The 12519-nt window shown below is 69.9% G+C and carries 12 protein-coding genes and 1 pseudogene; 7 read left to right on the top strand and 6 right to left on the bottom strand.

Translation table 11 applies throughout. The features are described from left to right. The first annotated feature begins 114 nt into the window (after nt 1-114). Genes ADK64_RS33725 through ADK64_RS33710 form a run of 4 tightly spaced genes read left to right on the top strand, consistent with a single transcriptional unit; the run spans nt 115 to nt 3512 of the window. Nucleotides 115-915, top strand: coding sequence for an ABC transporter permease (locus tag ADK64_RS33725; RefSeq protein ID WP_053665394.1), 801 nt, complete (start codon nt 115-117; stop codon nt 913-915). Further along, nucleotides 908-1729, top strand: a complete 822-nt coding sequence (locus tag ADK64_RS33720) for an ABC transporter permease (protein ID WP_234384806.1) — start codon at nt 908-910, stop codon at nt 1727-1729. Before ADK64_RS33725 ends, ADK64_RS33720 begins: the two co-directional genes overlap by 8 nt. Before the next feature lie 4 nt (nt 1730-1733). After that, nucleotides 1734-2717: an ABC transporter ATP-binding protein gene (locus ADK64_RS33715; protein WP_199829780.1), complete on the top strand. Its 984-nt coding sequence runs from the start codon at nt 1734-1736 to the stop codon at nt 2715-2717. Nucleotides 2718-2726: 9 nt separating this feature from the next. Next, on the top strand, nt 2727-3512 hold the full coding sequence (locus ADK64_RS33710; protein ID WP_053665392.1) for a DUF1707 SHOCT-like domain-containing protein: 786 nt from the start codon (nt 2727-2729) through the stop codon (nt 3510-3512). 54 nt (nt 3513-3566) lie between these two features. Here the strand turns inward: ADK64_RS33710 and ADK64_RS33705 are convergent, their stop codons facing one another. The 3 genes from ADK64_RS33705 to ADK64_RS33695 all read right to left on the bottom strand — a co-directional run bounded on the left by ADK64_RS33705 (nt 3567) and on the right by ADK64_RS33695 (nt 5123). Next, complete coding sequence (locus ADK64_RS33705; RefSeq protein ID WP_053665390.1) at nt 3567-3962, bottom strand: hypothetical protein; 396 nt, start codon at nt 3960-3962, stop codon at nt 3567-3569. 110 nt (nt 3963-4072) lie between these two features. Further along, nucleotides 4073-4810 carry a ribonuclease PH gene (gene rph, locus ADK64_RS33700; protein WP_053665388.1) on the bottom strand — a complete coding sequence of 246 codons (738 nt, stop codon included), beginning with the start codon at nt 4808-4810 and terminating at the stop codon, nt 4073-4075. Nucleotides 4811-4889: 79 nt separating this feature from the next. After that, nucleotides 4890-5123: a glucose PTS transporter subunit EIIB gene (locus tag ADK64_RS33695; protein WP_053665386.1), complete on the bottom strand. Its 234-nt coding sequence runs from the start codon at nt 5121-5123 to the stop codon at nt 4890-4892. A gap of 198 nt (nt 5124-5321) precedes the next feature. Here ADK64_RS33695 and ADK64_RS33690 point away from each other — a divergent pair, with 198 nt between their 5' ends. Further along, the gene (locus tag ADK64_RS33690; RefSeq protein ID WP_053665384.1) at nt 5322-6641 is read left to right on the top strand and encodes a PTS transporter subunit EIIC; all 1320 of its coding nucleotides are present in this window, start codon (nt 5322-5324) and stop codon (nt 6639-6641) included. 173 nt (nt 6642-6814) lie between these two features. Next, complete coding sequence (locus tag ADK64_RS33685) at nt 6815-8119, top strand: PTS transporter subunit EIIC (RefSeq protein ID WP_053665382.1); 1305 nt, start codon at nt 6815-6817, stop codon at nt 8117-8119. 76 nt (nt 8120-8195) lie between these two features. On the opposite strand, the gene ADK64_RS33680 is transcribed toward ADK64_RS33685, so the two are convergent. Then, complete coding sequence (locus ADK64_RS33680) at nt 8196-8948, bottom strand: MBL fold metallo-hydrolase (RefSeq protein ID WP_053665380.1); 753 nt, start codon at nt 8946-8948, stop codon at nt 8196-8198. Nucleotides 8949-9163: 215 nt separating this feature from the next. Between ADK64_RS33680 and ADK64_RS33675 the strand changes: the two genes are divergently transcribed. Then, on the top strand, nt 9164-9622 hold the full coding sequence (locus ADK64_RS33675) for a type II toxin-antitoxin system PemK/MazF family toxin (protein WP_053665377.1): 459 nt from the start codon (nt 9164-9166) through the stop codon (nt 9620-9622). 4 nt (nt 9623-9626) lie between these two features. On the opposite strand, the gene ADK64_RS33670 is transcribed toward ADK64_RS33675, so the two are convergent. Together ADK64_RS33670 and ADK64_RS33665 are read right to left on the bottom strand one after the other, a co-directional pair. After that, the gene (locus ADK64_RS33670; RefSeq protein WP_053665375.1) at nt 9627-10088 is read right to left on the bottom strand and encodes a hypothetical protein; all 462 of its coding nucleotides are present in this window, start codon (nt 10086-10088) and stop codon (nt 9627-9629) included. 135 nt (nt 10089-10223) lie between these two features. Further along, nucleotides 10224-12298, bottom strand: a pseudogene (locus tag ADK64_RS33665) (putative Ig domain-containing protein). Nucleotides 12299-12519: the final 221 nt, after the last annotated feature.

Here is a 12519-nt window from a genome sequence, read left to right as displayed (position 1 = left end):
GTTCCGTTCCCGGATTCCGGCACGCTTCGGCCACGAAAATGCGTGGCCGGTCGCCGGGCCTCCGGACTAGGCTCCTGCGCTTCGGTGTCGAGCGGTCTCGGGAGGTGGACTGACGTGGGCGCGGGACGGTTGTACGGGGCCGTCGCGGCGGGGGGATTCAGACGGTACGCGACGTATCGGGCGGCCACTGCGGCAGGGGTGTTCACGAACACGGCTTTCGGGCTGATTCTGGTGTACACGTACACCGCGCTGTGGGACGAGAAGCCGCACCTCGGAGGCTACGGCCAGGCCCAGGCCGTGACGTATGTGTGGCTGGGGCAGGCGCTTTTGTCGACGCTCGCGATCGGGGGCGGAGGCGTCGAGGACGAGTTGATGGATCGCATCCGTACGGGGGACGTGGCGATCGACCTCTACCGGCCCGTGGATCTCCAGCTGTGGTGGCTCGCCGCCGATCTCGGCCGGGCCTTCTTCCAGCTGCTGGGGCGAGGGCTGGTCCCCTTCGCCTTCGGGGCGCTGTGTTTTCCGGCCTATCTGCCCACCGACGCCGGCACCTGGATCGCCTTCCTCGTCGCCGTGCTGCTGGCGATGGTGGTCGGCTTCGGGATCCGCTTCCTGGTGGCGCTGAGCGCGTTCTGGCTGCTGGACGGCACGGGGGTCGGGCAGATGGCCTGGCTCGCCGGGTTCTTCTGCAGCGGGATGCTGCTGCCGCTGAACGTCTTCCCGGGCGCGCTCGGCGAGGTCGTACGGGCCCTGCCCTGGTCCTCGCTGCTCCAGGCCCCGGCGGACATCCTGCTGGGACAGGCGGATCCGCTGCGGACGTATCTGTTCCAGGGAGCGTGGGCGGCGGCGCTGCTGGGCCTGGGCCGGCTGGTGCAGTCGGCGGCGACGCGGCGGGTGGTGGTCCAGGGTGGGTGAGGGAAGCCGCGCGGTGGCGGCGGTGCGCACGTACTGGCTGATCGCGGGGATGTGGGTGCGCTCCACGATGGCCTACCGGGCGTCCTTCGCGATGACCACGTTCGGGAACTTCGCGGCGACCTCCTTCGACTTCGTCGCGATCATGCTGATGTTCTCGCGGGTGCACGCACTCGGCGGTTACACGCTGCCGGAGGTGGCGTTCCTGTACGGACTGTCGGGCGTGTCCTTCGGGCTGGCCGATCTCGCGATCGGCTCGATGGACCGGCTGGGGCGGCGGGTGCGGGACGGCACGCTGGACACGCTGCTGGTGCGGCCGGCGCCGGTGCTGGCCCAGGTGGCCGCCGACCGGTTCGGGCTCAGGCGGCTGGGCCGGGTGGTGCAGGGCTCGCTGGTGCTGGCCTGGTCGCTGACCCGGGTCGACATCGACTGGACGCCGCCGAAGCTGCTGCTGATGCCGGTGATGGTGCTGAGCGGCTTCGCGATCTTCTGCGCGGTGTTCGTGGCGGGGGCGGCGTTCCAGTTCGTGGCGCAGGACGCCTCCGAGGTGCAGAACGCCTTCACCTACGGCGGGACGACGCTGTTGCAGTATCCGCCGACGGTGTTCGCGAAGGAGCTGGTGCGCGGGGTGACGTTCGTGCTGCCGCTGGCCTTCGTCAACTGGCTGCCCGCCAGCTACGTGCTGGGGCGGCCGTATCCGCTGGACCTGCCGCACTGGGTGGCGTTCACGTCGCCGCTGGTCGCGGTGGGCTGCTGTGCGCTGGCGGGGCTGGCGTGGCGGGCGGGACTTCGTTCGTATCGGAGCACAGGGAGCTAGCGCGGTGCCGGACAGTGACTTCGCCGATGACGACTTCATCGTGCTGGAGAAGGTCGAGAAGGTCTTCGAGGTGCGCAAGAAGACCGGGTTCATGAAACGGGAGCGGCGCGAGGTACGGGCGGTGGACTCGCTCTCGTTCACCGTGGCGCGCGGCGAGATGGTCGGCTACATCGGTCCGAACGGCGCCGGGAAGTCGACCACGATCAAGATGCTGACCGGCATCCTGACGCCGAGCGCCGGGCGGCTGCGGGTGGCGGGGATCGACCCCTCGCGGGAGCGGACGCGGCTGGCGCAGCGGATCGGGGTGGTGTTCGGGCAGCGTACGACGCTGTGGTGGGATCTGCCGCTGATCGACTCGTACCGGCTCGCGCACCGCATGTACCGCATCCCGGACGCCCGTTACCGGCAGAACCTCGACCGGTGCGTGGAACTCCTGGAACTGGAGTCCCTGTTGGACGTGCCGGTGCGGCAGCTGTCGCTGGGCCAGCGGATGCGCGGGGACATCGCGGCGGCGCTGCTGCACGATCCGGAGGTGCTGTATCTGGACGAGCCGACCATCGGACTGGATGTGGTGTCCAAGGCCAAGGTGCGCGGATTCCTGAAGGAGTTGAACGCCGCGCGCGGCACGACGGTGCTGCTGACCACCCATGACCTGCAGGACATCGAGCAGTTGTGCTCGCGGGTGATGGTGATCGACCACGGCCGGCTGATGTACGACGGCCCGCTCGCGGGGCTGCACGAGGTCGGGGAGAGCGAGCGGACGCTGGTGGTGGACCTGGAGCGGGAGCTGCCGCCGGTCGAGGTGCCGTCGGCGCGGGTGGTGCGGGTGGAGGGGCCGCGGCAGTGGCTGGCGTTCCCCGCGGGGCAGTCGGCGGCACCGGTCGTGGCACATCTCGCGGCGGAGTATCCACTGGTGGACCTGTCGGTGCGGGAACCGGACATCGAGGCCGTCATCGCCAAGATGTACGTGGAGAAGGCCGTCTCGTAGGCTGCCGTCATGACCGACGACGCAGTACCGGAGCACCGGGCCGCCGCTCCCGCCCCGGACCTCCGCGCCTCCGATGCCGACCGTGAGCGGGTCGCCGAGGTCCTGCGGGACGCCCTGGCCGAGGGCCGCCTCGACATGGAGGAGTTCGAGGAGCGTCTGGAGGCGGTGTACAAGGCGCGTACCTACGGCGAGCTGAAGCCCCTCACCCGGGATCTGCCGGCGGCCGGCGGGGCGGCTCTGCCCGCGCCGGTCTCGTTCACAAAGGCGCCTGTGGAGAACGGGAGTTGGGCGTCGCGGATCGTCGGGGGCGAGGGGTCCTCGGCGGGCGGGATCGCGATCCTGTCGGGGTTCGAGCGCAAGGGCCGCTGGACGGTGCCGAAGCGGTTCAACTCCTTCGCGTTCATGGGCGGCGGCGAGATCGACCTGCGCGAGGCGAACTTCGCGGACCGCGAGGTCGAGATCAACTGCGTGGCGATCATGGGCGGGGTCCAGGTGATCGTGCCGCCGGGGGTCGAGGTCGTCGTCCGGGGCATCGGCGTCATGGGCGGCTTCGAGCACCCGAGGGACGACGACGGTCCGCCCGAGCCCGGCGCTCCGCGGGTGATCATCGGGGGGTTCGCCTTCTGGGGCGGGGTCGGGGTGGAGCGCAAGGTCACGCGGGCGGAGCAGAAACGCCTGAAGGAGCAGCGGCGCCAGGAGCGGCTGGAGCGCCGGCAGGAGCGGCACGAGCTGCACCGGGCGCGGTACGAATCGCGGCGCGAGCGGCGGGAGGAACGCCGGGATCGGCGGCACTGAGCGCCGTCGGCGGCCGCGGGTCCGGCGTGGCCGCTCGCGCGGTTGCCCGCGCCCCTACTTCGTGCACACCTTGGTCAGTTCGCCGGCGGCGTCCGTCACCGGGCCCACATCCGGCGTGTCGTCGCCGTTCCTGATGGCCGTGCGGACGTTGCCCACGGCCTTCTCCAGATGGTCGACCGCCTTGTTGACGTCGGCGTTGTCGGTCTTGTCGCCGATCTTGTCGAGGTTCTTCTCGATGGAGTTCAGGGAGTCGTCCGCCTGGGTGGGATCGTTCGCGGCGTTCTCCACGGCCTGTTGCAGGCCGGTGACGCTGTCGGCGATGGAGTCGGCGGTCTGCACGCAGTCCAGAGCCTTGCCGACGGCGTCGCAGCCGGTGGTGAGACCGGCGGTGAGCGCGGTCGTCGCCACGACGACGGCGACGGCGGTGAGACGGCGTCGGCTGACGGCCATGGTGGTGGTCCCCTCCCCTGGTTGGGCTGCCGTATCCCTAGGACGCCGGGGAGGGCACGCGGGTTGCCCCGCGCGCGCCGTCCTGTTGGCCTGCTTTTTACTCGCGGTCGTCAGTTCCCGAGGGAGGCTTCGAGCGTGGCGCGCTGGATCGCGGCCAGTTCGGTGCAGCCGGAGACGGCGAGGTCGAGCAGGGCGTTGAGTTCGTCGCGGGCGAAGGGCTCGGCCTCGGCGGTGCCCTGGACCTCGACGAAGCGGCCGTCGCCGGTGCAGACGACGTTCATGTCGGTCTCGGCGCGCACGTCCTCCTCGTAGCAGAGGTCGAGGAGGGGGACGCCGCCGACGATGCCGACGGAGACGGCGGAGACCGTGCCGGTGAGCGGCTGCCGGCCGGCCTTGATCAGCTTCTTGCCCTGGGCCCAGGCGACGGCGTCGGCGAGGGCGACGTAGGCGCCGGTGATGGCGGCCGTGCGCGTGCCGCCGTCGGCCTGGAGGACGTCGCAGTCGAGGACGATGGTGTTCTCGCCGAGCGCCTTGTAGTCGATGACGGCGCGCAGGGAGCGGCCGATGAGGCGGGAGATCTCGTGGGTACGGCCGCCGATCCTGCCCTTGACGGACTCGCGGTCGCCGCGGGTGTTGGTGGCGCGGGGCAGCATGGCGTACTCCGCGGTGACCCAGCCCTCGCCGCTGCCCTTGCGCCAGCGCGGGACGCCCTCGGTCACGGAAGCGGTGCAGAACACCTTGGTGTCGCCGAAGGAGACGAGGACGGAGCCCTCGGCGTGCTTGCTCCACCCGCGCTGGATGGTGACCGGGCGGAGCTGTTCGGGGGTACGGCCGTCGATGCGAGACATGGCGACGAGCCTAGCCGGACATGGGGAAGGGGCTCCTCCCGCCTCGGGAAGAGCCCCTTTCCAGGTGAACCGGGTCGGCTCACATCATGTCTTCGATCTCCGCGGCGATCGGGTCGGCGTCGGTGCCGATGACGACCTGGATGGCGGTGCCCATCTTGACGACGCCGTGGGCGCCGGCGGCCTTCAGGGCGGCGTCGTCGACCAGCGAGGGGTCGGACACCTCGGTGCGCAGCCGGGTGATGCAGCCCTCGATCTCTTCGATGTTGTCGAGCCCGCCGAGCCCGGCGACGATCTTCTCAGCCTTGCTGGCCATGTTCCTTCTCCCTGATCCGAACCGCTTTGTCGCAGTAACCCACAGTTGGCCCATCTTCGCGAGCGGTCATGCCGTCCGTGCCGAATGATGGCGATCACGACAGCGGAACCGTCCGTCGACTGGTCTACACCACCGTGCGGACGGTCGCCAAACCGCGTCCGACGAACCGCATGTGAGCCGAGTGGCCGGAGGTCGCCCATGAGCGCCGAGAGCGCAGGCAGCGCCGCCCCCACGGTCAGTCCGGTACGGGAGCGCTGGAACCGCGCCTTCCAGGGCCTGCAGAAGATGGGCCGCAGTCTCCAGCTGCCGATCGCCGTGCTGCCGGCGGCGGGCATCCTCAACCGCCTGGGCCAGCCGGACGTGTTCGGCAAGGACGGGCTGGGCTGGACGGACGTCTCCAAGGTCATGACCGGTGCGGGCGGCGCCCTGCTCGACGGCTCGCTCGGTCTGCCGCTGCTGTTCTGCATCGGCGTGGCGATCGGGATGGCGAAGAAGGCGGACGGCTCGACGGCGCTCGCGGCGGTGGCCGGTTTCCTCGTCTACTACGGCGTCCTGCACCAGTTCCCCGAGTCCTGCCCGGGCGGCTCGACGGCGGTCCCGCAGGTCGGCTGTCAGGTGAGCGTCGGCGCGGGCACGGGCGCGGTGACGCCCTTCGCCTTCCAGAACCCGGGCGTCTTCGGCGGCATCGTCATGGGTCTGCTGGCCGCCTTCTTCTGGGCCCGTTTCCACCGCACCAGGCTGGTGGACTGGCTGGGCTTCTTCAACGGCCGCCGGCTGGTGCCGATCATCATGGCGTTCGTCGCCATCGTCTTCGCGGCGCTGTGCCTGTGGATCTGGCCGCCGATCGGCAGCGGCCTGGAGAGCTTCAGCCATTGGCTGCGGGACGCGGGCGCCTGGGGCGCGGGCGTCTTCGGGCTCGCCAACCGCGCGCTGCTCGTCGTCGGCCTGCACCAGTTCCTGAACGTGCCCATCTGGTTCCAGTTCGGCAGCTACACCAAGCCCGACGGCACGGTGGTGCACGGCGACATCAACATGTTCCTGGCCGGCGACCCGCACGCGGGCCAGTTCACCTCGGGCTTCTTCCCGATCATGATGTTCGCGCTGCCGGCCGCCGCGCTGGCGATCACCCACTGCGCCAAGCCGCACCGCCGCAAGGAGGTCGGCGGTCTGATGCTGTCGGTGGCGCTGACGTCGTTCGTCACGGGCATCACCGAGCCGATCGAGTACTCCTTCCTCTTCATCGCTCCCCTGCTGTACGCGTTCCACGCCGTTCTCACCGGTGTCTCGATGGCGGTGACCTGGGCGCTCGGGGTGCATGACGGCTTCAGTTTCTCGGCCGGCCTGATCGACTACGTGATCAACTGGAATCTGGCGACGCGTCCGTGGGCGATCATCCCGATCGGCCTGGGCTTCGCGGCGGTCTATTACGCCGTCTTCCGGTTCGCGATCACGAAGTTCGACCTGAAGACACCGGGCCGGGAGCCCGAGGACGAGGTCGAGGACACCACCAAGGCCTGAGAACGCGGACCGAAAGTCACGGAATGTCGAGGTCGTACGACCCCATTAGCACATCGGCACGCCGAGTAGCGTTTCGGTAGCGGATTTCGTGGTTCCTTATCCCACCTTCATCGTGCTACAACAGGTCTACACCACTGAGTGGTGTAGACCACCACCGATGGAGGAAATCCACGATGAGCACCGCCACCGCCACGGCGGCCCCCGCAAAGAAGCGGGGATCCGGCCTTTTCCAGGGCCTGCAGAAGGTCGGCCGCAGCCTGCAGCTCCCGATCGCCGTGCTGCCGGCGGCGGGCATCCTCATGCGCCTCGGCCAGCCCGACGTCCAGGAGAAGCTGCACCTTCCCGCGGACGTCGCGAAGGTGTTCGCCGGTGCCGGCGGCGTCCTGTTCGACAGCTCGTTCGGCCTGCCGCTGCTGTTCTGCATAGGCGTGGCGATCGGTTTCGCGAAGAAGGCCGACGGCTCGACGGCGCTGGCCGCCGTGGTCGCCTTCCTCACCTACTACGCGGTGATCCACCAGTTCCCGATCAAGGACGGTCACGCGGGCGCCACCTACACGCCGACCGGTCTGTTCGGCGGATTCTGGCAGAAGGGCCAGGAGGCCGCCCAGGTCGCCACCTATCAGAACCCCGGCGTACTCGGCGGCATCATCATCGGTCTGCTGACCGCCGTGCTGTGGCAGCGCTACCACCGCAAGAGGCTCGTGGACTGGCTGGGCTTCTTCAACGGCCGCCGCCTGGTCCCGATCATCACCGCCGTCGTCGGCGCCGCCCTCGGTGTCCTGGTGGTCCTCGGCTGGCAGCCCATCGGTGACCAGATCACCAGCTTCGGCCAGTGGATGACCGGCCTCGGTTCCTTCGGTGCCGCCCTCTTCGGTCTCATCAACCGCGCGCTGCTCCCGATCGGCATGCACCAGTTCGTCAACTCCGTGGCCTGGTTCCAGATCGGCGACTACACCAACTCCGCCGGCACCGTCTTCCACGGCGACCTGCCGCGTTTCTTCGCGGGCGACCCGCACGCCGGTATGTTCATGACCGGCTTCTTCCCGATCATGATGTTCGGCCTGCCGGCCGCCGCCCTGGCCATCGCGCACTCCGCCCGCCCCGAGCGCCGCAAGGCCGTCCTCGGCATGATGATCTCGCTGGCCCTGACCTCCTTCGTCACCGGCGTCACCGAGCCCATCGAGTTCTCGTTCATGTTCATCGCCCCGGTGCTGTACGCGATCCACGCGGTGCTGACGGCCCTGTCCATGGCGATCACCTGGGCGCTGGGCATGCACATGGGCTTCAGCTTCTCGGCCGGTCTGACCGACGTCCTCATCAACTGGGGCATCTCCACCAAGCCCTGGCTGCTGATCCCGGTCGGCCTGGTCTTCGCGGCGGTCTACTACGTGCTCTTCCGCTTCGCGATCACCAAGTTCAACCTCCCCACCCCGGGCCGCGAGCCCGAGGAGGAGGTCGAGGACATCACCAAGGCGTGAGCCCGGCCGCGACGCCATGACGAAGGCCCCCGGAACCTGTTCGGTTCCGGGGGCCTTGTCGTGCGTACCGGCGGTCTCAGATCTCGTACGTGCCCCGCGGAGCAGCCAGCTCCACCGGCCCCGTGAACACCTCGCGCGCGTCACGGAGGTTGACCGCGGGGTCGGTCCACGGCGGGATGTGGGTGAGGACCAGGCGGCGCACGCGCGCGCGGGCCGCCGTCTCGCCCGCCTCACGGCCGTTGAGGTGCAGGTCGGGGATGTTCTCCTTGCCGTGCGTGAACGCGGCCTCGCACAGGAACAGGTCGGCGTCCCGGGCCAGCTCGTCCAGCGCCTCGGTGACGCCCGAGTCACCGGAGTACGTGAGGGTCCGCCCGGCGTGCTCGACCCGGATGCCGTACGCCTCGACGGGGTGGCGGACCCGCTCGGTGTGCACCGTGAACGGGCCGATCTCGAACGTGGAGGGCTTGACCGTGTGGAAGTCGAAGACCTCGCTCATCGAGGAGGCGGAGGGGGTGTCGGCGTACGCCGTGGTCAGGCGGTGCTCGGTGCCCTCGGGGCCGTAGACCGGGATCGGGTCGCAGCGGCCGCCGTCGTGGCGGTAGTAGCGCGCGACGAAGTACCCGAGCATGTCGATGCAGTGATCGGCGTGCAGATGGCTGAGGAAGATCGCGTCGAGGTCGTAGAGACCGCAGTGGCGCTGCAGCTCGCCCAGGGCGCCGTTGCCCATGTCGAGAAGCAGCCGGAAGCCGTCGGCCTCGACGAGGTAGCTCGAGCAGGCCGATTCCGCGGACGGGAACGACCCCGAGCAGCCGACGACGGTGAGCTTCATGAAGCAGAAACCTCCGTTGGCGGGAAAGATCAAAAGGGCAGGAAACGGGGGTCGTGCGGTTTGTCGAGCGTAAGGCGCGAAAGCACGCGTCGCTCCTCCGCAAAGGGCCGTTGTGGGCGAACTCACCTGCGCTGTCACCGGTTCGGCTGGAAAGGGGGCGCAGAAGGATCCGCCAAGGGCGCGCGATCCGCGGCGCGCGCCGGTAACGTCGTCGTATGGACACGTCCTGGTGGCTGGCGCTCGCGGCGGTGGTACTGCTCGCGCTGGTCGCCACGCTCGTCGACGGCTGGGGACGCGGTCGCCGGCCCGGTGGGCGACGTCTGCGGCCGCGCGGGCACACGGGCACGCGCGCGCGTGCCGAACGGCCGGCCCCGGGGGACATCTGGTGGGCGGACGTCCCCTACGAGGACCGCGCCGAAGCCGTCAAGGACCGGCCCTGTCTGGTGCTGGCGGTGCGCGGGAACCGGGCCACGGTCGCGAAGATCACCAGCAAGTACCACGACGAGCGGTCCGGGGTGATCCCGCTCCCGCCCGGCGCGGTCGGCGACGCCCGCGGCCGGCCGAGCTTCCTGGAGACCGACGAGCTGCGCGAGGTGCCGGTGGACGACTTCCGGCGCCGGGTGGGCGTGGTCGACCCGGTCCTGTGGGACCAGGTACGACACCTCGCGAACTGATCGCCTACTTCACGGTCACGGTCACCGTCCACTCCTGGATGCCCTTGCAGGACACCCCGCCCGGCGCGGTGGGCTCGGCGCACAGGGGGCGGGACGAGGTCAGCTTCTCGGTTCCGGCGGCCACCGCGTGGTAGGCGGCCGTGGCGTTGCCGGGCTGGACGACGAAGCCCGCGTTGATGCCCTTCAGCGCGCCGCCGCTCGCCATGACCGGCTTCCAGGGGCGGGATTTGGTGCCGTCCAGGGTCAGCCGGACCTCACCGCCCTTGGCCACGCAGACGCTGTGGCCGGTGTCGGCGGCCTTCAGCTCCACGGTGGCGGCACAGCCGCCCGAGGCCGGTGCGGAGGAGGCCGACGGTGACACCTTGCCGCCGCTCGCGGGGCCCGTGTCCTTGCCGCTCTGGGATCCGCATCCGGCGAGCAGCAGGGCTGCGCCCGCGAGGGCGAGGGACGTGGTCGTACGGCGCATGGGGGTTTCGCCTTTCTGCCGTGGCCGTGGGGGCGGCCGCCTGGTGCAGATGTGACGTACCACCGGCGCAAAAGGATCCCGCACACGACGGACGGACCTGTCGTGTGCGGGATCACCGCTTTCACATGGTGCTGATCAGCTGGTCGTCACGGCCGTGTCGTCCACGACGAAGCTGGTCTGGAGGGAGGAGTCCTCCACCCCGTTGAACTTCAGGGTGACCGTCTGGCCCGCGAACGAGGACAGGTCGAAGGTCTTCTGCGCGTACCCGGAGGCCTTGTTGAGGTTCGAGTACGTCGCCAGGGTCGTCGAACCGGCGCTCACGGTCAGCTTGTCGTACGCGGTGCTGCCCGTCTCGGCGGTGTCGATGTGCAGGTAGAAGGTGAAGCTCGCCTTGCAGCCGGCCGGGATGGTCACCGACTGGGACAGGGTGTCGGTGTGGCTGGAGCCGTAGCCGTCGAGCCAGGCGTAGTACGAGCCGCTGTGCGCCGCCTCGCCGGAGTCGTTGGTGATGACCCCGCTGGAGGCGCTCCAGGTGCTGTTGCCCGACTCGAAGCCCTGGTTGCCGAGCAGCTGCGCCGAGGTGCAGCCACCGCCGCCGGAGGTGCCGACGGTCCAGGTGAAGGAGGTCGAGCCGGTGGCGCCGGTGGAGTCGGTGGCGGTGACCGTGACCTGGTAGGTGCCCGCGGTGGACGCGGTGCCGGAGATCAGGCCGGTGGAGCTGTTGATCGACAGGCCGCTCGGCAGGCCGGTGGCGCTGTAGGTCAGCGCGGCGCCGCCGCTGTCGGAGGCCGATATCTGCAGGCTGGCCGAGCTGCCGGTGGTGGTCGACTGGCTGCCGGGGTTGGTGACGCTCACCGTGTTGCCGCCGGTGCCACCGCCGGAGGTGAAGGCCGCGGTGCCGTTCGGGGTGCCCCAGCCGGTCGGACCGTCGTAGCCGGTGCCCGCGGTGCAGTAGTACGACGGGGAGCAGGAGCCGTTGCTGCCGCTGGTCACGTCGTACAGGTTGCTGGTGTGCTGGTACGGGTACTTCGCCGGGTAGTCGCTCGCGCCCGGGGCGCCGGCGAGGGCGTAGACCGAGGCGATGATCGGCGAGGAGGCGCTGGTGCCGCCGTAGACCGCCCAGCCGGAGCCGCCGTAGGTGTCGTAGACCGCGACGCCGGTGGCCGGGTCGGCGACGGCGGAGACGTCGGCCTCCATGCGCTTGGAGCAGCCGGTGTCGGTCTGCCAGCTCGGCTTCGGGTCGTACGCCGAGCAGCCGGAGCCGGTGCCCTCGGTGCTGGAGGTGTTCCAGACCGACTCGCTCCAGCCACGGGAGTTGGAGGCGGTGGAGAGCGCGGTGCCGCCGACGGCGGTCACGTACTGGGAGGTCGCCGGGTACTCGGCGCCGTAGCCGGAGTCACCCGCGGAGACGGTGATCGCGACACCGGGGTGCTTGAAGTACTGGGAGTCCTCGCTGGTCTGCGAGGAGGCCTCGGAGCCGCCCCAGCTGTTGGAGACGAACTTGGCGCCCAGCGCGACGGCCTCGTTCTCGGCGGTGCCGAGGTCGGTGTCGTTCGCGGAGTTGGCCTCGACCAGGACGATGCTGCAGTTCGGGCAGACCGCGCTGACCATGTCGATGTCGAGCATCTCTTCGCCGGCCCAGCCGCTGTCGTTGGTCGGCAGCGAGGTGGTGGAGCCGGTCTGGCTGACCTGCTTGAAGCAGCCGTTGGCCTTGGTGCAGGCGGACAGGCCGTAGGTGGAGCGGTAAGTCGCCAGGTCCGACTCGGCGTTGGGGTCGTTGTAGGCGTCCACAATGCCGACGGTCATACCGGAACCGGCCGACGTGGGCAGGTTGTAGGCGCTGTGCAGGTTGGCCGGCGAGAGGCCGGAGGGCGTCGCGGCGGCGAGCGCCGAGGCCAGGCGCTGCTGATGTCGGTGCGGCGCTGGGCGAAGCAGGACGCATGACCCGGCTCGGCGGTGGCGCACAGGTGCTGGGTCGGCACCTTCTGGCCGGCCTTGCCGGTGGTGTGGAACGTCTGCCGCTTCGGGTCGGTCAGAGCCTTGCTGTTCTGCGTCACCTTCGTGGTGTGGGGCGCGGGAGCGGCGGCGGCCTGGGCCCCGGCCGTCGGCGCTGCGGCGAGCCCGGCGACGGTGAGGGCGAGGGCGGGGAAGGCGACGGCGACGAGTCTTCGAAGACTCCGTCTCCGGCTGCTCGGGCGTGACTCACGCATGGGGAACTGCCTCCGGTTGAAGTGGGGATTCGCACTGGATTGGCAGGCCCGTGACGCGCGTAGCGGCGGCGAGACCGCGCAGTCATGAGCATGACATTCGCAGGCACCCGACATGCCGCTTTGTGAGCGTTACATGTCAGGGTGCGGGAGGAACGTAGACCCGCCCGGTTCGTCACCGGCAGTACCGGGTCGATTTCTTTGCCGCGCCATAGGAATGGCTT

The sequence above is a fragment of the Streptomyces sp. MMG1121 genome, assembly GCF_001280015.1.
Classification (GTDB): Bacteria; Actinomycetota; Actinomycetes; order Streptomycetales; family Streptomycetaceae; genus Streptomyces.
Note: the sequence above shows the minus strand (reverse complement) of the source record. Positions and strands in the feature narration are given on the sequence as shown.

Coding starts and splice junctions, on each gene's coding strand:
- ADK64_RS33710 (WP_053665392.1), top strand. CDS start 2,727: ATGACCGACGACGCAGTACCGGAGCACCGGGCCGCCGCTCCCGCCCCG.
- ADK64_RS33705 (WP_053665390.1), bottom strand. CDS start 3,962: ATGGCCGTCAGCCGACGCCGTCTCACCGCCGTCGCCGTCGTCGTGGCG.
- rph (WP_053665388.1), bottom strand. CDS start 4,810: ATGTCTCGCATCGACGGCCGTACCCCCGAACAGCTCCGCCCGGTCACC.
- ADK64_RS33695 (WP_053665386.1), bottom strand. CDS start 5,123: ATGGCCAGCAAGGCTGAGAAGATCGTCGCCGGGCTCGGCGGGCTCGAC.
- ADK64_RS33690 (WP_053665384.1), top strand. CDS start 5,322: ATGAGCGCCGAGAGCGCAGGCAGCGCCGCCCCCACGGTCAGTCCGGTA.
- ADK64_RS33685 (WP_053665382.1), top strand. CDS start 6,815: ATGAGCACCGCCACCGCCACGGCGGCCCCCGCAAAGAAGCGGGGATCC.
- ADK64_RS33680 (WP_053665380.1), bottom strand. CDS start 8,948: ATGAAGCTCACCGTCGTCGGCTGCTCGGGGTCGTTCCCGTCCGCGGAA.
- ADK64_RS33675 (WP_053665377.1), top strand. CDS start 9,164: ATGGACACGTCCTGGTGGCTGGCGCTCGCGGCGGTGGTACTGCTCGCG.
- ADK64_RS33670 (WP_053665375.1), bottom strand. CDS start 10,088: ATGCGCCGTACGACCACGTCCCTCGCCCTCGCGGGCGCAGCCCTGCTG.